Origin of the sequence: Clostridium sp. OM02-18AC (assembly GCF_003481825.1) — a bacterium.
Lineage (GTDB): Bacteria > Bacillota > Clostridia > Lachnospirales > Lachnospiraceae > Brotaphodocola.
Genome location: NZ_QULW01000011.1, coordinates 96,948 through 122,364 on the forward strand (window position 1 = coordinate 96,948; position 25,417 = coordinate 122,364).

General features: G+C 50.0%; 26 protein-coding genes. 10 read left to right on the forward strand and 16 right to left on the reverse strand.

Features of this window, described 5'->3' with window-relative positions; translation table 11 throughout:
* Window positions 1–204: 204 nt before the first annotated feature.
* Entirely contained in the window at window positions 205–471 is a 267-nt protein-coding gene (locus tag DXB18_RS09365) for a hypothetical protein (RefSeq protein ID WP_118543156.1), read from the forward strand.
* 97 nt (window positions 472–568) lie between these two features.
* Here DXB18_RS09365 and DXB18_RS09370 read toward each other — a convergent pair whose 3' ends face one another.
* Both DXB18_RS09370 and DXB18_RS09375 read right to left on the reverse strand, forming a co-directional pair.
* Window positions 569–1,534, reverse strand: coding sequence for a hypothetical protein (locus DXB18_RS09370; RefSeq protein ID WP_118707399.1), 966 nt, complete (start codon window positions 1,532–1,534; stop codon window positions 569–571).
* A gap of 206 nt (window positions 1,535–1,740) precedes the next feature.
* Entirely contained in the window at window positions 1,741–2,433 is a 693-nt protein-coding gene (locus DXB18_RS09375; RefSeq protein ID WP_118707401.1) for a 5'-methylthioadenosine/adenosylhomocysteine nucleosidase, read from the reverse strand.
* A gap of 304 nt (window positions 2,434–2,737) precedes the next feature.
* Between DXB18_RS09375 and DXB18_RS09380 the strand changes: the two genes are divergently transcribed.
* Window positions 2,738–3,808 (forward strand): undecaprenyldiphospho-muramoylpentapeptide beta-N-acetylglucosaminyltransferase, encoded by a 1,071-nt coding sequence (locus tag DXB18_RS09380; RefSeq protein WP_118707403.1) that lies wholly within the window; start codon window positions 2,738–2,740, stop codon window positions 3,806–3,808.
* Between the two features lie 81 nt (window positions 3,809–3,889).
* Here DXB18_RS09380 and DXB18_RS09385 read toward each other — a convergent pair whose 3' ends face one another.
* The 14 genes from DXB18_RS09385 to DXB18_RS09450 all read right to left on the reverse strand — a co-directional run bounded on the left by DXB18_RS09385 (window position 3,890) and on the right by DXB18_RS09450 (window position 16,434).
* Entirely contained in the window at window positions 3,890–4,306 is a 417-nt protein-coding gene (locus DXB18_RS09385; RefSeq protein WP_118707405.1) for an HIT family protein, read from the reverse strand.
* Window positions 4,307–4,540: 234 nt separating this feature from the next.
* The gene (locus tag DXB18_RS09390; RefSeq protein ID WP_118707407.1) at window positions 4,541–5,188 is read right to left on the reverse strand and encodes a rhomboid family intramembrane serine protease; all 648 of its coding nucleotides are present in this window, start codon (window positions 5,186–5,188) and stop codon (window positions 4,541–4,543) included.
* 87 nt (window positions 5,189–5,275) lie between these two features.
* On the reverse strand, window positions 5,276–6,631 hold the full coding sequence (locus DXB18_RS09395; protein ID WP_118543150.1) for a DUF6382 domain-containing protein: 1,356 nt from the start codon (window positions 6,629–6,631) through the stop codon (window positions 5,276–5,278).
* Window positions 6,628–6,945: a hypothetical protein gene (locus DXB18_RS09400; protein WP_118543149.1), complete on the reverse strand. Its 318-nt coding sequence runs from the start codon at window positions 6,943–6,945 to the stop codon at window positions 6,628–6,630. Before DXB18_RS09400 ends, DXB18_RS09395 begins: the two co-directional genes overlap by 4 nt.
* 121 nt (window positions 6,946–7,066) lie before the next feature.
* Window positions 7,067–7,642 carry a hypothetical protein gene (locus DXB18_RS09405; RefSeq protein WP_147355233.1) on the reverse strand — a complete coding sequence of 192 codons (576 nt, stop codon included), beginning with the start codon at window positions 7,640–7,642 and terminating at the stop codon, window positions 7,067–7,069.
* 77 nt (window positions 7,643–7,719) lie between these two features.
* The gene (locus DXB18_RS09410) at window positions 7,720–8,586 is read right to left on the reverse strand and encodes a hypothetical protein (protein WP_118543147.1); all 867 of its coding nucleotides are present in this window, start codon (window positions 8,584–8,586) and stop codon (window positions 7,720–7,722) included.
* Window positions 8,587–8,777: 191 nt separating this feature from the next.
* Complete coding sequence (locus DXB18_RS09420) at window positions 8,778–10,868, reverse strand: DUF5702 domain-containing protein (protein WP_118543146.1); 2,091 nt, start codon at window positions 10,866–10,868, stop codon at window positions 8,778–8,780.
* A 23-nt stretch (window positions 10,869–10,891) separates the two neighbouring features.
* Window positions 10,892–11,098 (reverse strand): Flp1 family type IVb pilin, encoded by a 207-nt coding sequence (locus DXB18_RS09425; protein ID WP_118543145.1) that lies wholly within the window; start codon window positions 11,096–11,098, stop codon window positions 10,892–10,894.
* 85 nt (window positions 11,099–11,183) lie between these two features.
* On the reverse strand, window positions 11,184–12,407 hold the full coding sequence (locus DXB18_RS09430) for an immunoglobulin-like domain-containing protein (protein ID WP_118707415.1): 1,224 nt from the start codon (window positions 12,405–12,407) through the stop codon (window positions 11,184–11,186).
* An 11-nt stretch (window positions 12,408–12,418) separates the two neighbouring features.
* On the reverse strand, window positions 12,419–12,574 hold the full coding sequence (locus DXB18_RS16175) for a hypothetical protein (protein ID WP_182430530.1): 156 nt from the start codon (window positions 12,572–12,574) through the stop codon (window positions 12,419–12,421).
* A 14-nt stretch (window positions 12,575–12,588) separates the two neighbouring features.
* Window positions 12,589–13,386 carry a type II secretion system F family protein gene (locus tag DXB18_RS09435; RefSeq protein ID WP_118707417.1) on the reverse strand — a complete coding sequence of 266 codons (798 nt, stop codon included), beginning with the start codon at window positions 13,384–13,386 and terminating at the stop codon, window positions 12,589–12,591.
* Window positions 13,319–14,545, reverse strand: coding sequence for a CpaF family protein (locus tag DXB18_RS09440; protein WP_118543206.1), 1,227 nt, complete (start codon window positions 14,543–14,545; stop codon window positions 13,319–13,321). Before DXB18_RS09440 ends, DXB18_RS09435 begins: the two co-directional genes overlap by 68 nt.
* Before the next feature lie 236 nt (window positions 14,546–14,781).
* Window positions 14,782–15,771, reverse strand: coding sequence for a hypothetical protein (locus DXB18_RS09445; protein ID WP_118707419.1), 990 nt, complete (start codon window positions 15,769–15,771; stop codon window positions 14,782–14,784).
* 114 nt (window positions 15,772–15,885) lie between these two features.
* On the reverse strand, window positions 15,886–16,434 hold the full coding sequence (locus DXB18_RS09450; protein ID WP_118543141.1) for an A24 family peptidase: 549 nt from the start codon (window positions 16,432–16,434) through the stop codon (window positions 15,886–15,888).
* 320 nt (window positions 16,435–16,754) lie between these two features.
* Between DXB18_RS09450 and DXB18_RS09455 the strand changes: the two genes are divergently transcribed.
* The 8 genes from DXB18_RS09455 (at window position 16,755) to DXB18_RS09490 (ending at window position 25,381) form a co-directional block, all read left to right on the forward strand.
* A complete protein-coding gene (locus tag DXB18_RS09455) occupies window positions 16,755–17,012 on the forward strand; it encodes a hypothetical protein (RefSeq protein ID WP_118543140.1) in 258 nt (85 codons plus the stop codon).
* Window positions 17,013–17,260: 248 nt separating this feature from the next.
* Window positions 17,261–17,593, forward strand: a complete 333-nt coding sequence (locus tag DXB18_RS09460; RefSeq protein ID WP_118543139.1) for a metalloregulator ArsR/SmtB family transcription factor — start codon at window positions 17,261–17,263, stop codon at window positions 17,591–17,593.
* A 69-nt stretch (window positions 17,594–17,662) separates the two neighbouring features.
* Window positions 17,663–17,905 (forward strand): DUF2508 family protein, encoded by a 243-nt coding sequence (locus DXB18_RS09465; RefSeq protein WP_243035318.1) that lies wholly within the window; start codon window positions 17,663–17,665, stop codon window positions 17,903–17,905.
* A gap of 67 nt (window positions 17,906–17,972) precedes the next feature.
* Window positions 17,973–19,307: an alpha-amylase family glycosyl hydrolase gene (locus tag DXB18_RS09470; RefSeq protein WP_118707421.1), complete on the forward strand. Its 1,335-nt coding sequence runs from the start codon at window positions 17,973–17,975 to the stop codon at window positions 19,305–19,307.
* A 4-nt stretch (window positions 19,308–19,311) separates the two neighbouring features.
* Window positions 19,312–21,231, forward strand: a complete 1,920-nt coding sequence (gene glgB / locus DXB18_RS09475) for a 1,4-alpha-glucan branching protein GlgB (RefSeq protein ID WP_118707423.1) — start codon at window positions 19,312–19,314, stop codon at window positions 21,229–21,231.
* 241 nt (window positions 21,232–21,472) lie between these two features.
* A complete protein-coding gene (locus DXB18_RS09480; protein WP_118543136.1) occupies window positions 21,473–22,225 on the forward strand; it encodes an aminoglycoside phosphotransferase family protein in 753 nt (250 codons plus the stop codon).
* Window positions 22,226–22,363: 138 nt separating this feature from the next.
* Window positions 22,364–23,059 (forward strand): response regulator transcription factor, encoded by a 696-nt coding sequence (locus tag DXB18_RS09485; RefSeq protein ID WP_118543135.1) that lies wholly within the window; start codon window positions 22,364–22,366, stop codon window positions 23,057–23,059.
* Between the two features lie 9 nt (window positions 23,060–23,068).
* Window positions 23,069–25,381 (forward strand): HAMP domain-containing sensor histidine kinase, encoded by a 2,313-nt coding sequence (locus DXB18_RS09490; RefSeq protein WP_118707425.1) that lies wholly within the window; start codon window positions 23,069–23,071, stop codon window positions 25,379–25,381.
* The last annotated feature ends 36 nt before the right edge of the window (window positions 25,382–25,417 follow it).

Here is a 25,417-nt window from a genome sequence, read left to right on the forward strand (position 1 = left end):
AAGGGATTGGTCCAACTATTTCTGGCGGACAATCATAAAAAGTTTGTAATTGCAGCATAACAATTTCTGGGATCGCACGGTCTGTATCCACAGTCTGTATCCAGACAAAAGTTTCTTTACAGAAAGGAAAAAATCTTCTATACTCTTAAAATAAACGCAACTGTAAGGAACGAAGCAGTTATAAACAAAAAGGAGCAAACATTTATGTTTCGTATGTGGGGAAAAATCTGGAAAGACAGTCACCTCATAACCGACACCGTGATCTGCCTGACCGATTACAGCATGTCCCGCACCAGTATGGTATTTCAGGCACTGGATGATATCTGTTATGAATTTGATCTTGGGAAACCGATCTGGCTTTCTTCCAATATCAATGACTTTAAGCGTCATGCAAAAACACGTTTCACCAAAGACAGCTTCATTGAGCAGATCGATTTTGATTATCTGGAGATTGAAGTCATAGAAGAGTAAATGTTACCAGACGTGCCACTGTACCGGTAAAACCGCTGGAATGCACCACAAAAAAGGACGCATTTTCCTTGTGATATGGAAAATGCGTCCTTCTTATTTATGCCAGATACTGCTTTAAAATATCTCCGATCAGTTCAATCTCCTCTGGCTTTAGATCCCGGATCCAGTTTTCATCACCGTTTCTGTTTTTCTCCCGGCTTGCAGCCATCTGTTCCAATCCCCGCTTAATAAAATCTGCATCTCGGATACTCTTCTCCCGGACAGGCACCTCCTGCGCAGATGCCGCCTGCCCCGATTCTGTCGCACCGGACGAAACCGATGCCACTCCCGGTGTTTTTTCAGATACCGTCATGCGGCCGCTGTTTCTGCGTTTTTCTCTCCGCCCGGAAGAAGCCGTGGCGGCTGACTGCACAGAGGGTACAGATTGTACTGCCGGCTCCTCTTCCGGCTCCACACGTCCCATTCTGCCGGCCCGGTCCACCAGACGGCTCACCTTGCGCAGTGCGCCCCTGTCCCCCAGACCTTCCGTGCGGCCATTTTCCATGGAAAAGTTCCGTGCCATCTTCGGACCGACTACATTGTCAATCTGATCCTGGAGGCTGATCAGAAGCTGTTCCTTTAAATCTCCGGCAATACCTCCGTCAAAGAGCATCGTAAGCATTGCCATCAGCACAGCTCCGCCTCCATACATCACAACATAATACGTATCGAGCCGGTACCAGTAAGAAAAAAATGCGCTGACGCCGCCAAGCAGCAGGCAAAGCCAGGTCAGCCGTGTTCCCATATTACTCCAGCTTAAAAGACGGAATCCCATGGTCTTAAAATCATACAGCTGATGCTCCAGCCAGGCTCCGCTGTCTACCAGTCCCTGGTTTACCCGGTATGTATTCTCCGCTCTCTGCCGGAGTTCTTTTAAACTTTTGTTTTTCGTCAGTGAAAGGTCTTTGCTCTCCTTCAGCAATCTTTTGTAAGCACGTCTGGTGATCATCCGTGTCAGGATTCCCAATACGCAGGCTGCCATCAGCACATACAGTGCACGGCCACTTTCCAGTAATTGCAGCATAAAAACAGCTCCCCTTTCTTTTCCTTTTGCAGCTGCAAAAATTTCCAGGTGTGGATCCTCTCCACCTGAAAGTGCAGCCGCCCTGGTGTCTCAGACAGCTATCATTATAACTGCCCGGGCACCATTTGAAAAGTTCAGGGAGCTCAGAATCGTTCGTCAAATTCTGCTAAAAAACGCGTCGTAACTGTTCAGTAGGTCAGCGCGTCTTAATATGCCAGGATCAGGGCGCGGGTCAGGTTCGTGCTGTGGATGATAGCCTGACGCTCAAATTCCGGATAATCCATGGAAGCACTGTCATCTGCCTTATCGGAGATGGCGCGCACGATCAGAAACGGGATCTTGTTTAAGTATGCTGCCTGGGCGATAGCTGCACCCTCCATCTCCGTACAAAAGCCATGGAACGTCTCGCCCAGCCATTCTTTTTTATCCTTATTACAGATAAACTGATCCCCGGTCAACACTCTTCCCTCATAAACGCTGATATCCGGATTTACTTCCTCACAGCACTTCTTTGCCAGACTGCGCAGACGCTCATCTGCAACAAAATTCAGAGTTCCAAGCTGTGGAATCTCACCCAGCGGGTAACCAAAATTGGTAGCATCTACATCATGCTGGATCGCATCCGTAGAAAGCACCAGATCACCAATGTTGATCTCAGCCTTTAAGGAACCGGCAATCCCTGTATTGACTACGCCGTCCACACCAAACCGGTCTGCCAGGATCTGCACGCATAACGCGGCGCTGACTTTACCGATTCCAGACTGGACTACCACAACTTCTTTTTCACCGATGGTTCCCTTATAAAATTCCATTCCTGCTACCGTCACAACCTCCGGCTGCTTCATTTCCTGCTTTAACTGCTCTACTTCCGCCTTCATGGCGCCAATGATTCCTAACATCTGTGAATTCCTCTGCTTTCTTTTAACGTTTTCTGTCTCCAGTCTAACAAACCTTTTTCGGAAAGGCAATGGATTTTTTCGTTCAGAAAATCCCTGCCTGTAAAGCAATGAGATATCCAGCCACGGTGAACTTCCGGCGCGGCCGGAAACAAAAGCAATGCAAAAATTTCTCATGGCGATTCAGGGTTGACATTTTAGGCACGACAGTTACTATAGTAGTACAGATATGTACTCGTACGTAACCGTGAGAATGCCAAACGGTTACGCTTACACAGACTTTTATCCAACCGGAGGTAATTTTTATATGAAGAAGATTGTTCTGACCGGCGGCGGTACTGCCGGACACGTTACACCAAACCTGGCTCTGCTGCCATCTTTGCAGGAGCGGGGCTACGAGGTCCACTACATCGGTTCCTACAACGGCATCGAGAAAAAACTCATCGAGGGAGCCGGGATTCCGTATGATGGCATTTCATCCGGCAAGCTGCGCCGTTACTTTGACTTAAAAAACTTTTCTGATCCCTTTCGCGTCATCAAAGGCTATGCGGAGGCACGGGCACTCTTAAAGAAATACCGCCCGGATGTGGTCTTCTCCAAAGGCGGTTTTGTGGCAGTTCCGGTTGTTCTGGCTGCCAAACACTTCAAGATCCCGACCATCATCCACGAATCCGATATGACCCCGGGACTGGCCAACAAGATCTGCATCCCGTCTGCTGCCAAAGTCTGCTGTAACTTTCCGGAAACCCTGCAGTACCTTCCGGCTGACAAAGCAGTCCTCACCGGTTCTCCGATCCGTCGGGAATTACTTCAGGGCGACCGCCTGACCGGCTTAAACTTCACAGGACTTTCCGCCGCCAAACCGATCATCATGGTCATCGGCGGAAGTCTTGGCGCTGTTGCCATCAACAATGCCGTACGCGAACTGCTCCCAAAACTTCTGCAGAAATACCAGGTAATACATATCTGCGGAAAAGGTCATCTGGATGAAAGCCTCATCGGACGTCCGGGCTATGTTCAGTATGAATATGTAGATGCTCCGCTGCGCCACCTCTTCGCTGCCGCAGATATCGTCCTGTCCCGCGCCGGTGCCAACTCCATCTGCGAGATCCTGGCACTTAGAAAGCCGAACGTGTTAATTCCGCTTTCCGCTGCCGCCAGCCGCGGTGACCAGATTTTAAATGCCCGTTCCTTTGAAAAGCAGGGATTCTCCACGGTTCTGGAGGAAGAAAATGTCACCGGAAGTTCCCTGTATGATGCCATCGAGACCACCTACGAAAACCGCAGAAAATTTGTAGATGCGATGGAAAAGAGTGAGTTGTCTGACGCTGTCAGCATTGTTATGGGGCTGATTGCTTCTTACGCAGAGACTGAATAACCATTTATTTCACTTTAATAGGGCCGTGTGAGTTGCCGAAAGGCAACTCACACGGCCCTTGTCATATACTTAAATTGTTACTTACAGTCCTGCCTTTAACGTCTCTGCAGTCTGTACCAGCTCCTCCTGCTCTGGCTTTCCTGGTACCCAGTTTACCATATCCGGACCGCCTTCATAACGCGGGATCACATGGACATGCAGATGAAATACGGTCTGACCTGCGCTGGTTCCGTTGTTCTGGACAACATTGAATCCGCTGGCGCCAAGCTGGCTCTTCATGGATTTTCCGAGCTTTGCAGCAAGCGGCAGGATTTTTGCCATAACTTCCTCATCTGCCTCGCAGATGTCTTTATAATGATTCTTCGGCAGAATCAGGGTGTGACCTTTGGATGCCGGACCTAAATCCAGGATTGCACGGAAGTCATCATCCTCATATACGGTAGCAGACGGAATTTCGCCGTTTGCGATCTTGCAGAAAATACAATTATCATCTCTCATGTTCATTTCCTCCATAATTATTAGTAGTAGTGCATGCCTCCCGCACCGGCCCGTGCGAGCACGACCGGCGCGCTCTGCCTGTTTTCGGCACTTTTTCAGTGCCCGTTCAAAAACACTTCGTGTTTTTTCACTGTCGGGCGTTCGCCCTATCGAAAACATGCCTCCCGCACCGGCCCGTGCGAGCACGACCGGCGCGCTCTGCCTGTTTTCGGCACTGCTCATTGCTATCACAAATTATACACTCCAAATATCGGCTCGGCAAGTACGTTTAGGTTTACGGTAAAAAAGCGCTGCCAGAATAATGCCGATGACCAGACCGCCTACATGCGCTGCGTTGTCAACTCCGGTGCTGGTAAAACCCAGGTACAGGGAAAAAGCAGCCATAACCACCAGCTGGCGGCTGTTTAGATCTTCCAGGCATCCTTTATTCACAGCCACCACATAGATCAGACCGCCCACGACTCCAAAGATCGCACCGGAAGCTCCGGCTCCTACTGCCCAGTCTCCCACCGGCAGTTCAAAAAGCATGGAAACCACATTTGCCCCAACTCCGCAGAGTAAATAAAACAGCAGATACTTCACTTTTCCAAGTGCCCGCTCCAAATTGTCCCCCAGTACAAATAAAACCAGCATATTATTCACAATATGGTTGATGCCGAAATGCATAAACATGGAAGTCAGCAGCCGGTAATACTCATGGTCTTCCAACACACAAGGACCATACATGGCACCGTGCTGCAGCATAAAATAGGCATCCTCACTGGAACCTGCGAGCTCCAGATACAAAAAATAAGTAATATTAAGTATAATCAGCATACCATTGACCCATGCACGCGGACGGTGGAGTGGTGTTATCTCATAAGGATTCTGATATTGGTTCATATAAATTCCATTCTCGCTTTCGCAGCCATTTTTCTGATCTTTTCCTTATCTTAACGTATCCACCCACAAAAATCCACATCTATTTTCCTACTCAAACCGATATCTTACCCCGGCAATGTTTACCTCCACGCCTTCCCAGATTTCCATAATCTCATTATTTTCCAACATGCGGCCGCCCACACTGGTCCCATTTGTGGAATTTAAATCCTGCACATAATACCGCTCATCCTTTCGGTCGATCCGCAAATGAAGACGGCTGACCGTCTCCCTGGGCAGAATATAATCCACCAGATTTTCCTGCTTTCCAATAATGAATGGATAATAGGCAATCACGATATCCTCTGTTCCCGCGTCCAATGCTGCAAGTTTTCGGATCGTTGTACGATTTTCGGATGAGTCGCCATTTAAAAGGACGGTATCATTCCCCTGGGCAGGCTTCTCTGATCCCGGTTCCCTTCCTGCTGTTTCTCTTCCCTGACGTTTCTCGGCATCATTTCCATATGCATCAAAATATCCTGGTGACTCCAAAGAGTCATTTTCCGCGAATATCGTCTCCCAGGGCATCTGGATCTCCCGCTCATACTCCCGCTGTTTTTCTTCCTGCCGTTTTCTTCTGTGCTGTTTCCACCTTCCCCAAAAGCTGCTCTCGCCGGGTTCGGAATCCGTCTGAATCTTGTTGGTGCGCACGGTACCCAGCTGCCACGCTGGCGGTTGCTTTTCGGCTTCCGGAAGTTTCCGGGCTGCTTCGCGAAACGGGTACTGCTCATAATGCTTCTCATCAAAAGCTTCCTTTCCAGACGCAGCCGTCCTGCCATTTTCTTCAGCACCTGCACTTCCATCAGATCCCATCCTGAATATCGTTTTTCCGTCTTTATCCCCGTTTTTTTCCACACTGCATTTCTGCTGCGCAAGCCGCAGGATATCCCCCATTCCATAATTTTCTTTTCTGGTTTCCTGGTAAAGTCCGTAGGCCAGCACCACCGATTCCTTGTCGCGATGGTCGACTTTTCCGAGAAGATACTCCAAAAGCTTACTGTAATCCTCTGGGAAATCACACTCTCTTCCGGGTACCAGACACAACCATACCTTTAAACTTTCCGGGTCCACATACAGATATTCCGGATCCAGCAGTACATTTTTCTCGCTGAGCAGATACTGCTCCATATGATCCAGGGCGCGGGCAATTCCAAATACCAATGCGCGGATCTGTGGTGCCTGAACAGACTGCCCTTCCAGCATACGGGTCAAAGGCTGCCTGGATGTAATTTCATAAAAGAAACGGATTTTTTCATCTTTCTGTCTTACCTGAAAATGCAGGATTCCCTCAATCTGATTCTGCTCCAGCATTTTCTGTTCAAATGGAATCATCTCCGGAAATTCCGACAATTCCGGATCTACGATCAGGTAATTTCGTTTCATTTCTCTCTGATAACTGGTCTTCATGTCATATCCTCCGCCAGACTCCACATCCTAAGCGATTTTTCCGGACGGAATACCGGCGCTGAAATTTCCAAGTTCCAATTGCTTCCATCCGCCCGCCTCTGAATACGTTCTTCCTGATCATGTTCGATCTGATGACGTTCCCGCTCCACGGTCTCATGCAGCCTGAAATTTCCTGCTGCCCTGGCGCTCCAGCTCATTGCCTGCCCCATCAGTACCATAAGTGTAGTCAGCACGACTACCATAACACCTGCCGCCTCTACCGTCATACTGGCCCGCAATCCTTTTTTCTTCTGCATTTCGCTCCTGTATCTCATCTACTCTCTCCTATCCCATTCCTGGCAGCCATCCTCCTTTGCGTCACGCAAGGCGCTTCCTGTTTCCAGAAAGCAATGTTCGTTGCTGGACACACATACATGTCCAGTAAACAATCTTCTGTTATGAACCCAAAAGGTCCATCTGCACGATCCGGTTTACCACGATCCAAATTCCAGGTAACACCGCAAAAGGCAAAAAAGGAAACTCTGTCTTTCCGATTTTCAATCTTCTTTCCTGGCAGCTGCTCCGGTTCCTGCATCGATTCACACAGTGAAACACATAATATCCCAATCCGAATAAGCCACTGCTCAATACTGCCCCGCACAAAAGAAGCAGATTGTCTGCCAGGCCCAGGAACAGACCGCTGATCAGAAAGAAACAGCCATCTCCTGCTCCGATCCCCCCACTCAGCCAGGAAAATACCAGCAATGCTGCACCGGGCAGAAGCCCTGCTAGATAAGGGAACCATGCTTTCCACAACCATAAAATTCCCAAGTCCGCGCCAGTTCCGTCCCCTTTCAGGCTCAGGGACCACACGACCAGTGCCTGAACCGCCAATGCTGCCGCCCCGGACAAACATAATCCCCCTATCCTGATCTGTTTTGTTTTCAAATCCTGCCAGGCCGCTGTCATCAGGAAAATCACAAAGATGCCCATACGGACTAAAACCAGAATCATTTCTATCGTTAGTTCCATAGTGATCGTTATTTTCCTCTTCATTTTCCTGCTATCACCATTTGCCCCATATCGTGACTGCGCATTCTCCAGATCACTCATCCTCCACCGCAATAAGAGCAAGCCCCCAGATGCTTTACCTCTTTTAATTTTACCGCCCGCACATAAGCCATGATCGCTTTGCAATCCTGCATTGCGTGGTAACGTCCCCCGCTTGGCATAATGTAAACGGTACTTCCCTTTCCAGCGTTTTGGGCACAGGAAGCGCATGGATAATACTTGCTGCCATCTGTGTTCCGTTTACCGGAGACACTTTCCCAGGCCACCGCCGTCAGCTTGTTTGACAGGTAATGGCAGCTCCGGTCCGGATGATAGCGCGTGCTGTTCTTCCCGACATATACGATCTGCTCATCCTCATCCCCGACATTCGCATCTGCCCCGTAACGCCCGTCCCTTCCGATCCAGCACCGTCTCCGGCTTCGTACCGTGCGATGAAGGGAGGAAAGTCCGAGTACCGGAAACGGAAAGGAAATATCATATTCCATAACCAGATCCAGCGTCTCCCCATCCTCACGGATAGAAGATCCCAGCATACTGACGTGGGATACCTGTGCCGTGTCACAATAATCCATGGTTTTTCCACGGGCATACATGGGAGCTGCTACGGCCGCTGCATTCTGGCAAAATGCCAGGGTTGCTTCCCCTGCCCCTGGAATGCTGCCTAAATTTCCCCGCTCAACACGGTCCAGAAGATAGGCATACTGACTCAGTTCTTCTCCTGCTGCTTCCAGACCTGCCTGCAGTTTCCGTTCTGTCATCATGATTCTGGCCGGAAGCATCAGACAGACTGAGGCAAAGATCAGAAGCGGCAGCACCAGGGCTGCTTCCAGTGTCAAGGAAGCATTCAACGACCTGAACCCGTTTTTTGCCGTGGATTTTTCCCTTTTTGCAAAGCGTACTCTCATCAGGGAGGTGAAAGGGAATGCCCTGCTGTCCGAATGTTTCCTGCCGCATTTCTGAGCTGAGAACCATTTGTCTTTTTGAAAGGGGCTTCGTACTTGGAGAGGTACATTTGTTTTATTTTTCTGATTCGCCCGTTGTTGTCCGCGGCTGATTGGATCGTTCATCCAGCAGAGCATTCCTTTTCACCTCCTTTTTAATAGCGTCGTTCTACTTTCACGGTCAGATTCATTCCCGTTTCCCGGTTTCCAGTCAGGTTTTCCACAAATGCCGGAGAAAAGAACAGGTATTTTCCACAGACATTTCCGGACATATGCACCTGATACACGCCGTTGCGCATGCGAAATCCGCTTTTCCCCTGCCCGAGATTCAGCTGGATCACATCCATGATCCGGTATTCCTGGCGGACTGTCGGTTCCACAAACAGCAGGATCTTCAGCCAGGAAAGATACGAAAGCCCGCGTTCCCCGCCTCCGGCCTTCAGTGTTCCATCCCGTCCCAAAGCAAGCAGGTTTTCCACATCCAGCGTCCAGTCCTCCGCTGTTTTCAACAAAACCACGTTTTTTCCGGCAAGAAGTCCTTTTACATCCATGAGTGCTTCCCCTAAAGCCCAGACCGACATGACAAAAAAAGTTGTCACCAAAATCAGCGGTGTGATCGAACCGGCTCCCGTGATCACGGCTGCCAGCGCCCTGGCCTGTTCCCGCTTACCGCTGTCGGAAAGAATATGGATCAAATTCAGACCGGATCGGACTGCTAAAAGCCGGTGCACTGCATCACTCAAGTTTTCCCGGTCACTTGCATTTCCAAACAGGAGGTATTCCATCTCGTAATCCAAAACATGTGCCTGTGTTTCCAGCTTTGTGCCGTCCCCTGCTATATCTCCCTGCGTTGTGTTCACAGACTCTGCACCTGGGCTTGTTTCGCCTGAATTTTCATTGGTCTTTTTCAGATTCTTTTGTCCCTCTCTTTTTTCCGGAACATGCTTCTGCTCCACCCCAGAACAAAACTGGGAGAAAAACATTCCGCAGTATTCATTCACCAGAACATGATCCACCATGCTACCGCTCCCGGCGCCTTCCTCATAGCTTTCTGTATGGGAAGGAAGTTCCGCCGTACTGGCAAGCTTTTCCGATACCAGGTGTCCTTCCGGCACCAGAAGCCCCAGCATTCCTTCCTGGTAAAGCTGTTCCACCTGTTTTAACCAGCCTTCCTTTTGCTTATCCTGAATGCCATGCGCAAAGGATAATACCGGAATTACAATCCCTTCCAGGCCATTGCGCACAGGTCTCCACAAGCTCTCATAATCCGGCTCACCGCCATCTCCATCTTCATCCTCCTCATCCTCCCATTCTTCAATCTCCCGTTCTACTTCATAGGAAAGTTCGATCAATGCTTCCAGACGCTGAATCTGCCCGGCACTGTCTGACTCCAGATTCCGGATTTCCTGCCTGCGCTTCCCATCTTCCGCTATGTATGCCTCGTATTCCTGGATTTCCTCATCCAGAGCCGCTGCTGTCCCGGCACTCAACCGGTCCGCACGCGCATTTTGCTCTTGCCGGTCCGCTGCCAGGACAGCAGACAGCTTATCCGCTTCTTTTTCATACTGCCGTACCAGCCCCGGAATCTTTTTTAATTCCCCGATCATCCGCTCCGCCGCTCTGCGAAATCCCGCTCCATCATAAGAAGAGAGACTGCTTAATCCCTGCTCACGGAATGTCCGCTGTCGGTCCAGATTTCCACTGATATCTTCCAGTACCCGCTCCAGCTTCCACACATCCCGGGTTCTGAGGCGGTAGGTCTGTGCCATCTCAGTCACAGCCTCCGCCTCCCGCTCATAGTCCCAGAGTTCCGGCACGCCATCACCCTCAAAATCCAGCTTCCATATCCCATATTTCATATAGTCCAGGATTTCTTTCTCCAGGTATGCTCCATGTCCGTCCGTTGCCCGCACAACCTCTTCTGCAGTGGCCTGCTCCAGCGCCATGGGATACCAGTTTTTTGTTTCCAGATAAGGCAGCAGAAATCCTGCAAAATCCTGTTCGATCTCTTCCGGGGTTTCATATTCCGCAAACAACAGGCGATACCGGTCCCACAGTTCCCGGTGATACTGACTGAACACGGAATCCATGGAAGAGGAGACCGCCATCTGCAGATACCACCTCGCCCCGGCCGTACGCGCGGATTCCATCAATACACATAAAAATGCAAAGAGGATCATCAGGATCATGCTGATAAACACGGTAATCTGTCCACGCAATCCCTGTTTTTTCCCATACTGCCTCATCCCACATCCCATCCTAACAATTCCTAATAAACTTCTTTTGACTGACTTTCAATCTCCTTGAAAATGTTCTCCAACAGCTTGGTGATCTGGGTCTTGAAAATGATCACCAAACCGATCAGCACCACGAGCAAGAGTACAATTTCTATCGTACCCACACCTTCTTCCTGTTTCCAGAACGCGTTCCACTCCTGCACCAGCTTATTTTCCTTCCAGTTTTTCTTTCTGTTCATACTCTTCCCCATTTCCTTTCTTGATTTTTGTTGAGCCACAACATTCCCTGCTCAGAATGCTCCGCATTATCAGAATGAAAATCCATCATCCCATACTCATCATGGCAGGCACCAGGATAAAGATCATTACTACAAACAACAGAAGCAAAAGCGGCGCCAGAAGCCTGGTTGTGGCCTCTTCTCCCAGCCTTTTTGCCAGATTTTTCCGAAGTTCAAACGCATCCTCCACCTCTCTGTACAAAAGTTCCCTCAGATTTTTTGTTCCGGTCTTCCGGTTCTGTTCCAGAATGCTGCTCAGTTTCAGATAAGGCTGCAGGCGGCATCGCCTTCCGAAATCCCGGTACGCGGCTCCCTCCGCTGTTCCATTCTCCATCTGGTAATATGTCTGGCGCATCTCTTCATAGGCAGGCCGTACCTTTTTTTCCGGCGCGCTTTCGTAATCGTGAATCATACGCCCCCAGGCATTGCGCACCGTCATGCCTGCACCTACCAGCACCTGCAGTTTTGACACCACCTCCGGATAATCCAGTAAAAGCTGCTGCTCCCGTTTCTTCTCCAACTGCTGCTGTTTCGACTTTTCCTGCAGCAACAACAGCATTGCCATCAGCACACCCAATAATGGGATCACGGCATAGCTTGTCTTTTCTGCACTCCGGTACGATAACGCTTTTCCCTGATATTCCATTGGAAGCTGCAGCGACGAGTACTGCTTTTGCTGCTCATCCAGGCGGCTCACCTCTTCTGAAAAATGCTTTTTCAGCAATTCCTCTTCCGTTCGTTTTTTCGGCACCAGCGTTACCGGTAACTCAAAATCCGCACGGTACTCTCCCGCCAAAAGCTCTGCCTGAAGCACCACCTCCTGTTTCTTTTCAATCCCAGCTTCAATCGTTCCGGCTGAAGACAAAAGCTCCGGCTCTGAAGAATGCCAGCGCACCCGCACACCATACTCATCCAGATAAGAGGGAAGCTTCAGATTTTCCGACACTTCCTGAAGGCTCTCATTCTTTCCGCGGATCCGTTCTTCCATACGGTCCATGATCTCAAAAAACACCGCATCCGCTTCCTGCTTTGTATAGACCCTTGGACTGACTTTTACCGTCACAGTCTGCTCTCTGCTTCCAAGACCGTTTACCACCAGCTGTTCTTCTTTTGGAGAGCCACCATAGCTTTCCCTTTCCAGCTGCCCCTGTGACAAGCCATTTTCCTGATCCGGTGCCAGATACGTCAGATATCCCCAGAGGAGCAGGCTGACTGCAACGCAGACTGCCGAGCGCAGAAAGCTGCTTTTTGCAATCCTGCTTCGCCACATTCTGATCTGTTCTATCCACCTTCGATTGTTTTTGCCCGCTTCTGTTTTGCTTTGTCCAGTTCTTTGCGGCTCTGTTTTGCCATAACGTATTCCGTTTTGCAGCGGTCTTCTCTGGACACTCCTGCCCTGCATTGATTTATATTTGTTTCTTTCGTTTTGTCCTCCACCGCCTGCTCTCATACTACACCTCAATATCGAGAATCCGCTCTGACAGCCAGAATGCAGTCAGGTATAATCCCATACACAGCGTCATAAGGCATCGTCCCATTCCGGTCCGGTACATCTGATCAAAAAATCCCGGCGAAGTTCCTTCCACATAGAATACAATGAAAAAAGGAATCAGGTTCATGATCTTCTGTTCAAACTGCCTCGATGCGGTCAGCGTCAGGATCTCTTCTTTTACCTGCATCTTATCTCGGATCACCTCAGCTGTGTGGCGCATAATACTTCCCAGGTCACCTCCTGTCCGTTTGCCGATCCCCAGTACCTCTGCCAGATTCTGTACATCCTCCAGACCGCTCCTGGCGGCAAATTCCAAAAGCACCTGTTCCACATTCCGGTTAGTCCGGATCTGCTGCACCATCCCGGAAAATTCCTCGACGATCAGTCCGTTTTCCCCATACAAAAGCAGCAGTTCCTCCAGACTCACAGCCATGGCATTTTCCATGGCGTAACCGGCGCTGAGCGATGCGGCAAGGATCACCATTGCTTCCTTAAACTGCTGTGCTAAAAGCAGCTTCCGTTTCTTTAAACGCTGCTTTCGCTCCCTCCAGAAAAGAAGGAACATGCTGATTGGCAGCATCACCAGAAATATCTGTATACTGCGGTAAAACACATAAGCAAATAAGCCGCTCACTGCTGCGCTTTTTCCAAGCACCCATGTAAATTCTTTTGCAGACAGGTGATACTGGTTATAATCCGGTCCCTGCTGCTTCCCAGCCTGCTGCCTGCAGTTTTTCCCGGTTTTTAAGGGTACCAACCCGGACCAGCGTGCCCGAAACCCTTCCTTTTTCCGCCCGCCCCAAACCTCTGGTTTTGCTGCACTTCTCTGGCTCTCCCCGCTCCTTTTCTTCATCTGTATCCCTTCTTTCCTCAAAACGGTAAAGCGGATTGAGCTGGATCTCCCCGTCCGAAAAACCAGTCACTTCCGTAATCTCCAGCACTCTCCGGCTCCGGTCCCGCAGTCTTCCTAGGTGAACCAGAATATCAATCGCAGAGGCAATCTGCCCTCTTACCGCAGGCAAAGGCAGATCCGCAGCCATCAGCGTCATGGTTTCGAGACGGGATAACATATCCCGCGCACTGTTTCCGTGTCCTGTGGAAAGTCCGAAATGTCCGGTATTGAGTGCCTGCAGCATATCCAGACATTCTTTTCCACGGACCTCCCCGACGATCAGGTAATTGGGACGCATACGCAAGGATGCCCGGATCAGATCACTGATCCCGATCGCGCCTTCCCCCTCTGCATTTGGTCCCCGGGTTTCCAGGCGCACCAGATTCGGCACCTGAGTGATCTGCAGCTCTGCAGAATCCTCAATCGTAATAACCCGCTCCGTCTCAGGGATATAAGAGGACAATGCATTGAGAAATGTAGTTTTTCCAGATCCGGTTCCGCCGCTGATAAAAATGTTATATCCGGACCGCACCAGCATACCCAGAAATTCCGCCGCCTCTTCCGTTAAAGAGCCATAGCGGATCAGACGCTCAATGGTAATCGGTTCCGGGAACTTCCGGATCGTCACCACCGGTCCCTCCAGGGCAATGGGAGGCAGCACAATATGAACGCGGGAACCATCTTCCACCAGTCTGGCATCCGCGATCGGTCTGCTCACGTTCACCACCCGGTTGATCTTGCTAACGATCTGCTGGATCATATCCTCCAGCTGTTCCACACTTTCAAAACTATGCTCCCAGCGCTCCAGCCTTCCACCCCGCTCAACAAAAATGTGGTCTTTCCCATTTACCATAATTTCTGTCACCTGCGGGTCATCCACCAGCTCCTGTAAAATGTCCAGCCGCCGGAAACTGTCAAATAACCTGTTTTGCAGTTCAATCCGCTGCCTAAGCGGCAGATAGCAGTGTTCTGCCTGATCTGCAATTGCCTGATCGATGCAGTCGTACAATTCCTCATCACCAATCTGATCCAGACCCGCCAGTCCCTCACGAACCTCGCTGCGAAGAAGATCCAGAAGATTTTTCTCCGGTTCTCCCTCCCTGTTCCGTACTGACGCATCGCTCTCTGATAGATGCTTTCCTTTCGCAGATTTCACGCCCACATTTGTCACCTCCTCGCAAAATCATACCGGCTTTCACCGTTTTTCTCAGTTTCCACCTCCTGCCTCAGCTTTCACCATTTCTCTCAGCTTCCACCTTCTTATCTCAGTTCCCGCACAAAATCTCCCAGTTCTCCCCACAAAAGCTGCTCCAGGTAATTTTCCCGCACAAGAGCTTGGCCTGGTCTCGGGAGTTTTAAAAACCTCAGTTTTTCCCAGATCACGCTGCGTCCGGACCTCTTCAAATACTCCTTCCACGCTTCCAGCTTTGCAGTTGACACGACATCTTCCATTACCGGAACATAAATCAGATCGCAGACCGACAGCACTTCCTCCGCCCCGCCGCAAAACATCCCCACATCCAGAACCAGAGTCTCATAAACACCATCCGAAGCAATCCGCCGGACCAAACCGGCAAATACCGCCTGACTGATCCCATTTTTATCTTCTGCATTGGTAAGCGGCGGAATGTAGTCCAGTCCACCCCAGTTGTACGTCACACCGCCTAAACGCACCGGATTATATTCCCGTTGGGTGTAATAATACAGTAGGTCCGAAAGTCCACTGGTATATACCGTTGCCGTCAGGGCAGACAGTGCAGAAAATTCTTCCAGTGTGAGATAAAGAACCTTTTCGTCCCGCGCCAGCACCTGTCCAAGGGTCAGTGCAAAGCTTGTTTTCCCGCAGCGACCAATTGGGGAGTAAACACCGATGATCTGGCTTCTTCTGCCGGTTATCGTCATAAGCGGTACCATTTCCTGCGGCTGGTACCAGGACATCACTTCCCGCAAAAGACTGTCTGAAGCCTGGTATTTATACACCACGGCTTCCCCTTCCTTTGCCAGCCCTGTCTCACTGAGGCGCACCGTCTGCAGCGCCCGGATCCCGGTCAGCTGTTCCTCTGTGACAGAGTCTCCCACCAGAAGGATCGCAATCTCCTCCCGTTCCGAAAATTCCCGCATCTTCTCCAGGCTGGTAAAGGCTACCACCCGAAACGGCACCTGTTCCCTCTGATTTGCAAATTCCGCAAACCGGTCCGCGTACCTGGAATCCACGTCATAAACTGCCATAATCTTTTTTATCGTTCTCATCCCCCTTATCCTGTAACCTGTTACCCGGATCCCTGCCACCTATCCACACAAATGTATCGTTTCCACAGCAGCCTTGTTCTCTGCACGCGCATATATTCTGACAAAACGCTTCTTTCACAGGCTTCCATTTCCCATGAAGTGCGTAGCAATCTCATACCCCCACACACCTGCCGCCAGACAAACTGCAAAGGGAATATGGTGCGGTAAGTCAATCTGCTCTAACGCATCGTAAGGCCGGATTTCGCCGCTCACCCATGTGCTTACTGCATAATTGCGCAGATAATAAAACCGTTCTGCCGCCAGACCATAGCGTTTCAGTTTCCATAAACTCCAGACCGCGCCGATGAAAAATCCCAGCGCCACTGCATAAAAGCCATTCCTTATCCCCAGGTATCCGCCGATCACTGCCATCAGCTTCCCATCCCCCGCTCCCATAAAGCGGAACCGGAACAATGCCATGCCAAATACCAGAAACCATACAGCACCGGAAAAGAAGCCGGTTCCCTGCTGCAATACCCCTGCAAACGCAAGTAGCAAAAGCCAGATATTTTTCACCTTTCCATATTTCCAGTCTGTCCATGCACACAGTGTTACGCCTGCATAGAAAACCAGATTGCCTGTCCCATATGCAATAAAAGACCACCCCCTTCTCTGGAATCCCAAACCTTACACATCATGAATATTCTGCCGAAACGGCCGATGTCTGAAAACAATCTGCTTTCAGAACTCTATGAATCCCGGTAACTGCTTTGTACCTGCATGTTTCGTATCCGTACAGTTACCAATGAATGCTGCATCAGAACGATGCAGCGATCGTGCCCTTATCATACCCGATCGTACGACAAACCGTCAACAAAGACCCCCTGCATAATTCGACAAAATTTGCAAAAATTTGCACAACCAAACAACAAATAGACAGTTCCCGTTCCAGATGTTATACTGTCTGTAACTGTTGCTACAGATCAACCCAAAGGAGTGTTATCATGAACGAATTATACGAAGCAATCGAAGCAAAGATCAAAGAATCCGGCTACCCAAGAGAAATTTCCGGCGAAGCTGTTTACAACGATATCTGCGACCAAATTGAGGGCAAAGAAAATGGAGATTATATACTGCTCTCCAAATTTGAGGAAGATGTCGTATTTGAATACCATATTACCATCTCGGATGAGGAGTTTAATCTGGGTGTTCTCACCATGCGCACCCCGGAAGGTGTATTCGAGACAGATTTCGACAAATAAATCTTCCTCTGTTCGCTGCACTTCCACACGATCACACCGCCGCCGGTCCCAAAGGTCTGGCGGCTTTTTTGTTTTCATAACAATTCCGTACTTTCACAGTCACAGGCCGTTTTTCCAGGCCAAACGCCTCGCATCATGTAACATTTTGACGAAAAATATCCTTTTTCTCCCATCTGCTTTGGTTGACATGAACAATCAAGCGTGATAGAATGAACTTAGTTCAATTTTTTAAACCAAAGGAGGTTTTTATGGCGGACTCCAAAGAACTACAGGAACTGTTTCACAGCTGTATGCCGCTGTTTATCGCCCTCGGAGATGAGGTCCGCTTAAACATCATCGAAGCATTGTGCATTGCCTCCCAGAACGGTCATGCGGAAGGGCTGAACGTAAACGAGATCACCCGGCAGACAAATCTGTCCAGACCGGCTATCTCCCATCATTTGAAGATCATGAAAAGCTGCGGGCTGGTGGAGGTCACCCAGTCCGGTACTTCCAATTACTACCGTCTCACCTTTATGGACTGCACAAGGCAGCTTATGAAACTGGGTTATCTGGTTGAAGAGATCTTCAGCCAGGAATAAGTGTTATTTTTTACGCATATTTTTTCCATACATTCCAGATACTACACTCCAAAAGGAGTGCATGAACCCATGAAAAAGAATGGAATGTCCTTCACGCGCAGGGAGTTTCAACAGGCTGCGGCGCGTGAAAATGTAAGACTGAAAGCCGAGATCCACCAGACACAGCACAAAATGGAATCCTTATTAAACCAGTTCGACCAGGTGACGGACCCACCGCTGATCGACTGCTGTATCTACGAGCTGAACGCGGTCTGGCTCCGCTATCAGTTTCTGCTCCGGCGCTTCAAGCTGCTGGAGAATTTAGAGTTTTAGTAACTGTGAAGGTACTGGACAGTTACGATTTTCACACGAAAAATTACAACAGGAGGACTTGTTATCTATGGCATCATGGTATGAAAAAGCAGTGTTTTATCATATTTATCCGCTTGGTATGCTGGGGGCACCCTTTGCCAACACCGAAGACGCCGTAGCCGACCGCTTCCCCGAACTGGAGCAATGGGTTGCCCATATGGAAGCGTTAGGCTGCACCGCACTTTACATCGGACCACTCTTTGAGTCCTCCTCCCATGGATACGACACCCGTGACTACCGTCTCGTAGACCGCCGTCTTGGCACCAATGAAGGCTTCCGTCATTTCACAGAGCTCTGCCACAAAGCAGGCATTAAGGTTGTGGTGGACGGAGTGTTCAACCATACCGGCCGGGAATTTTTCGCCTTTCAGGATATTCAGAAGAACCGGGAACAGTCCCGCTACTGCGGCTGGTATAAGGGTGTCAACTTTGGCTGGAACAGCCCTTACAACGACGGCTTCGGTTACGAGGCATGGCAGGGACATTTTGAGCTTCCCTGCTTAAACCTGCAGAACCCGGAGGTAAAACAGTATCTGTTCGATGTCATCCGCTTCTGGATCTCTGAATTCGGCATCGACGGCATCCGCTTAGACTGCGCCAATGTCATGGATTTCGGATTCATGCAGGAAATGCGTTCCCAGACCGCTTCCATGAAGCCGGACTTCTGGCTTATGGGCGAGGTCATTCACGGCGAATACGGACGCTGGGTCAATGACGGCATGCTCCATTCCGTCACCAACTACGAATTACATAAGAGCCTGTATTCCGGACTCAACGACCACAACTTCTTCGAGATCGCCCACAATGTGCGGAGGCTGGAGACCATCGGCACAAAGCTCTACACCTTCCTGGACAATCACGACGAAAACCGCATTGCCAGCAAATTAAATAAAAAGGCACATCTTCCGTTAGCATGGACACTGCTCTTTACCCTTCCGGGCATTCCTTCTATTTATTATGGCGGGGAATGGGAACTCACCGGCACCCGCACCCGGGAAAGCGATGCTGCGCTCAGGCCCTGCATCACACTGGAGGAAGGCGAGGCAAAGCACTGTGACCTCACAGACCTGATCACAAAGCTGGCCCGTATCCACACGGAAAACCCGGAATTCCATGGCGGACGCTACCAGGAGCTTCTGCTGACCAACCGGCAGTATGCATTTGCAAGACACGCACAGGGAAGCATCTGCATTACCGCATCCAACAGTGACGACCAGGAAAGCCACCTTTCCGTTCCGGTCCCGCTGCATGCCTCCAAGGCCGAAAATCTGATGGACAGTTCCATCATTCCAGTTGAGAACGGGAAATTAAACCTTACATTACCGGGCAACAGCAGTGTTGTCCTAAAGATCAGGGAGGACTAACCTTATGGCAGTCAGAGATAAGAAAAAGCAGACGGAAACCGGCTTTATCACCGCCGGTGACCGTTATCTCTTCGGAGAAGGCACCCACTATGAGATCTATAACAAGCTCGGTGCACACCCGAAAACCTATGAGGGGAAAGACGGCTATTATTTTGCGGTCTGGGCTCCTCATGCCGCATCCGTCAGTGTTGTGGGCGACTTCAACAACTGGGATCCGGATGCCTGCCCGATGCAGGTACTGGAAACCTCCGGTATTTACGAACGTTTCATTCCAGGCATCAAGCCGGGAGAGCTTTATAAATTTGCCATCACGACCCAGACCGGCAAAGTCATCTTCAAGGCCGATCCTTTTGCCCAGTACGCAGAATACCGGCCTGGTACAGCTTCCATCACCGCCTTTCACGACTCCTTCCGCTGGAGCGATGCTTCCTGGATACAGAAACGGGAAAGCACCAATCCGCGTGAAGCGGCCATGAGCATTTATGAGGTGCATCTGGGGTCCTGGAAAAAGAAAAACCGCCCGGAAAAAGATGGTTACTATACCTATAAAGAGGCAGCCGCAGAGCTCGCCGCTTACGTCAAAGACATGGGCTACACCCACGTGGAGCTCATGGGTATTGCCGAACATCCTTACGACGGCTCCTGGGGTTATCAGGTAACCGGCTATTATGCCCCGACCTCCCGTTACGGCACGCCGGAGGAGTTTAAATATTTTGTCAACTACATGCACAAAAAAGGCATCGGCGTCATTCTGGACTGGGTGCCGGCACACTTCCCGCGGGATGCACACGGTCTTGCAGACTTCGACGGACAGCCCCTCTTTGAGTACCCGGACCCACGAAAAGGCGAGCATCCGGACTGGGGCACCAAAGTTTTCAACTATGAAAAGCACGAGGTTTCCAACTTCCTGATCGCCAACGCGCTCTACTGGATCGAGCAGTTCCATGTAGACGGTCTGCGTGTCGATGCGGTTGCCTCCATGCTCTATCTGGACTATGGCCGCAAAGACGGCGAGTGGGTTGCCAACCAGTACGGCGGCAACCAGAACCTGGAAGCCATCGAATTTTTCCGCCATTTAAACAGCATTGTCATGCAGCGCGGTCACGGTGCCATGGTCATTGCTGAGGAATCCACTGCATGGCCTCTTGTCACTCATGATCCGAAGGAAGGCGGACTGGGCTTTACCTTCAAGTGGAATATGGGCTGGATGCATGATTTCCTTGAATACATGAAGCTGGACCCGTACTTCCGCAAATTCAACCACCACAAGATGACCTTCGGTCTTACCTACTTTAACAGCGAAAACTTTATCCTGGTACTCTCCCACGATGAAGTCGTTCACTTAAAATGCTCCATGATCAACAAGATGCCGGGTCTCTTCGGAGATAAATTTGCAAACCTGAAAGCCGGTTACACCTTTATGCTGGGGCATCCGGGCAAAAAGCTTCTCTTCATGGGACAGGATTTCGGTCAGCTCCACGAGTGGGACGAAAAGGTCAGCCTGGACTGGCACCTGACCGAGGAAGATCTGCACAGCAACCTGCAGCATTATGTGCGGGACCTGTTACATATTTATCAGAACTATCCGGCACTTTATGAAGCCGACGATGACTGGGACGGCTTCTACTGGATCAATGCCAACGACGGTGACCGCAGCATCTACAGCTTTGTGCGCTATGCGAGAAACCACAAAAAGAGCCTGCTGTTCGTATGCAACTTTACTCCGGTGGCCCGTCCGGATTACCGGGTCGGCGTTCCGAAGCGCGGCAATTATACGCTGATCCTGGATAATGATCACGGTGCCTACAAAACAGGCGAAAAAGCTCCTGTTTTCAAGGCCGTAAAATCCGAATGCGATGGACAGCCATACTCCGTATCCCTGCCGCTTCCGGCATACGGAACTGCGATTCTCCGCTTCTCCTGAGACGCTGCTTTGGCAAACGGCTTCTTTCAGCACCAGACAGCTCCTGTGCAAAAGAAATAATACGTCTAATATTTCGTTAAATAATTATCAAAAAGTTGGTGACATTCTTCCAGCTTTGTAGTAAAATAGGAACCGACGTAATTGTGAAAATGCAGTAACCGTTACGTACAGCCTACCTGGTGATCCGGTTATCAACCTGTCGGCAAGCATCAGCATCATAAATAAGGAAGGAGAGTTTCGTATGGCAAGAGAGTTAATATCCAAAAACGCGACCAAAAGTGTCTATCGCGATGGCGATAAAGCGGTAAAAGTGTTCTGCAAGGGCTTCCCAAAAGCAGAGGTTTTAAACGAAGCTTTGATCAACGCACGTGTTGAAGCCATTGGCGGCATCAACATCCCGTCCATCCAGGCAGTTTCTGTCGAGGAAGACGGCTGCTGGTCCATTACCAGGGACTACATCGAAGGTAAGACACTCAAAGAGCTTATGGCGGAGAACCCGGATAAGCGCGACGAATATCTGAATCAGATGGTTGAACTGCAGCTGATGATTCATTCCAAGACCTGTCCATTACTGAACAAGTTAAAAGACAAAATGGCGCGGCAGATCTCTGAGATGGAAGAATTAGATCCCGTCAACCGTTACGATCTTCTTACCCGCCTTGACAGCACTCCAAAGCACGCCAAACTGTGCCACGGAGACTTCCAGCCGGACAACATCATCGTAAAAGAAGACGGCACCATGTATGTGGTTGACTGGGTTCACGCAGCCCAGGGCAATGCCAGCGCAGATGTAGCCAGAACCTATCTTCTGTTCTGCCTGACCGATCAGGCAGCAGCGGAAAAGTACATGGATCTCTTCTGTGAAAAGACCAGTACCGCCAAACGCTATGTACAGCAGTGGCTGCCTCTGGTAGCTGCGGCACAGCTCACGAAGAAACGTCCGGAAGAAAAGGAACTGCTTCAAAGCTGGCTGAATGTATGTGATTACCAGTAGGTTAAAAAGAAGAGGGTCTTGCCGATTGCGGTAAGACCCTTTTTGATATATACTTAAAGAAACACCGCTGCCAGGTCACAAGACTCCGGCAGCAAAACCGGATGCAGGCATCTGCATCCCACATCAAAGGAGGACTCCATGCAGACCATTTTAGTATGTGACGACGACAAAGAGATCGTCGATGCGATAGATATTTACTTAACCGGAGAAGGCTTCCGCATCTTAAAAGCCTACGACGGCTACGATGCCTTAAAAATTTTAGAGACCGAACACGCCGATCTGATGATCATCGACGTCATGATGCCAGGACTGGACGGCATCCGTACCACGTTAAAGGTGCGGGAGACCAGCAGCATTCCCATCATCATCCTCTCCGCGAAATCCGAGGATTCCGACAAGATCCTCGGCTTAAACATCGGTGCGGACGACTATCTTTCCAAACCGTTCAACCCGTTAGAACTGGTGGCCCGGGTCAAATCGCAGCTGCGCCGCTACACCCAGCTTGGCAACATGAACCAGGGCAGCAACGAAAACATTTACAAATGCGGCGGACTCACCATCAACGATGACACCAAGGAAGTATTTGTCGATGATGAGCCCATCAAACTGACTCCGATCGAGTACAACATTCTTCTGCTGCTGACCAAAAACGCCGGAAAAGTCTTCTCCATCGACGAGATCTACAAGCAGATCTGGAACGAAGAAGCCATCGGCGCAGACAACACCGTCGCCGTACATATCCGCCATATCCGCGAAAAAATCGAGATCAACCCGCGGGAACCGCGCTACTTAAAGGTAGTCTGGGGTGTCGGTTACAAGATTGAGAAACAGTAGGAGCTGCCCATGAGACTAAAAGATTATTCCATGCGGATCAAGAAAAACATTGCAGTATTCCTGCACATCTTGTTTTTGTTTATGGCGGTGCTTTCCATCAGTGTCATGTACTTAAACACCAGCATCGGCTCTGGTCTCTCCTGGATCCTGGACCGCCGCTACGATGACTCTGCCGCCTTCCGGGATCAGTTCCAGGAAGATCTGGACCACGTTTTCAAATACGTTGCCTACCGGGACGTATTCGAGACTGACGGCAGCCTGGATCTTTCCAAAGAAATGTTTGCTGTCAGCCGCGACAACGGTCCGGAGATCACCTATACCCTGGAAGAAGTCCTGCGCTATGCCAAAAGCCAGGGATTTTATTTAAACGATCAGTTTGAAGTCGTCAACGACCTTTTCATCTATGACGATGCTTCCACGGCAAGGGATCAGGTCGTATACTGGCGTGCCTACGATCCCAATGCCACATTAAAAGAGCCGGGCGACGCCTTTTCCTCTCTCCTGGATCTTTCCAAAGAAGTGTTAAACTGTCTGAGCGAATACTACATTGTAAACTACCGGCTGCTCTCCAATCCATCCAATTTCAAATTTCGGATCACCTATCTGGACGATGACATCGTAGTTTCTGAGTATTCCAATGTCGGCGACCTAACCGATGCCCAGCTAAAATCCATGGGACGCTACTGCTCGGTAGACAGCAGTTCCATTCTCATCGACAACAATCTGGATGAACTTCCGAAAAATGTCATGTCCCAGCTGGAACAGCTGAATGTAAACGATGCAGACCGCTACCATATGACGGTTGCCGTCGATACCCACTACGATGCCGACGACAGCTACGCCAAACAGGCCGCCGATTACCGGCACCTGCGCGGACGTTTCGTAGAAGCCATGTTTGGTCTGGCGCTTGGTATCATCGGCTGCCTGATCACCTTATATTACCTGATCCTGGTATCCGGATACCGCACGGAAGAGCGCACCAATCCATATCTGCACGGTTTCGATATGATCACCACCGAAAGCGGCATTCTTCTGACCGCTGTCAGTACCATGTTCATGCTGTTCCTCGCAGAAAAAATTGGCTATCCATTAATCCACCTGATAACACAGAGCGATGCCTGGAGTTTTTCTGAGCGGATGCTGCGTGCCATGATCGTTTACGGCTGCTGCATGGTCGGTGCATTCAGTATGCTGCGGCGTTATAAGAGCCGCCAGCTCTGGAGCAACAGTATGCTCCATCACGTGCAGGAAAATCTGAATCTGTACTTTGCGGACCGGACTTATTCCCGAAGACTGTTCTGCCTGTTTCTTGCATTTATTGCCGCACAGACGCTGGGAATCAGCATTATTTTTATCTGCGTATGCTTCCGTTCCCATACCGCTGCACAGCTTATTGGCATTCTCGGCTTCCTGTTCGTGGTCATTCTGGATTATCAGACCTTCCACCGTCTGTTTTTGCAGTCCCGTCAGGAAGACCAGATCGCAGATGCGATTGAAAAAATTGCAGGCGGCGATACCAGCTACCAGATGAATCTGGCCGGACTCGATGGCAAGGAATTAAAAGTCGGCAACATGATCAACAGCATCGGAACCGGACTGGAGCGTGCCCTTCAGGAGCAGGTGAAAAGTGAGCGTTTAAAAGCCGACCTGATCACCAACGTCTCCCACGACATTAAGACACCGCTTACTTCTATTATTAACTATGTAGACCTGTTAAAACGGGAACAGATTCCAGGCGAACGGGCTCAGGAATACTTAAAAGTCCTGGACCAGAAGTCCCAACGGCTGAAGAACCTGACCGAAGACCTGGTCGAGGCCTCCAAAGCAAGCTCCGGCAACGTCAAGCTGGAGATGACAACCCTCGATCTGGTCGAGATGATCTGGCAGACCAACGGAGAATTTGAAGAGAAATTTGCCACCCGTAATCTGGAACTGGTTTCCACGCTTCCGGAAAGCAGCATCCTCATTGAGGCAGACGGCCGCCATCTGTGGCGTGTCCTCGAAAATGTTTACAACAACGCATTCAAATACGCGATGGAACACACCCGCGTCTACACCGATCTGGAACAGAACGACGACAAGGTTTACTTCACGATCAAAAACATCTCTGCAAACCCGTTAAACGTGCAGGGGGAAGAACTCACCGAGCGTTTCGTCCGCGGCGATGTTTCCCGCACTACCGAGGGAAGCGGTCTTGGTCTTTCCATCGCCCAGAGCCTGACAAAGCTTCAGGGCGGAACCTTTGAGATCCTGATCGACGGGGATCTGTTTAAGGTGCGCGTGGGATTTGGAATTAAAGAAAGGGGCTGTGAAAAAACATAGCCTATAAAAAAGAAGGACCAAGGGTTCATAATGAAT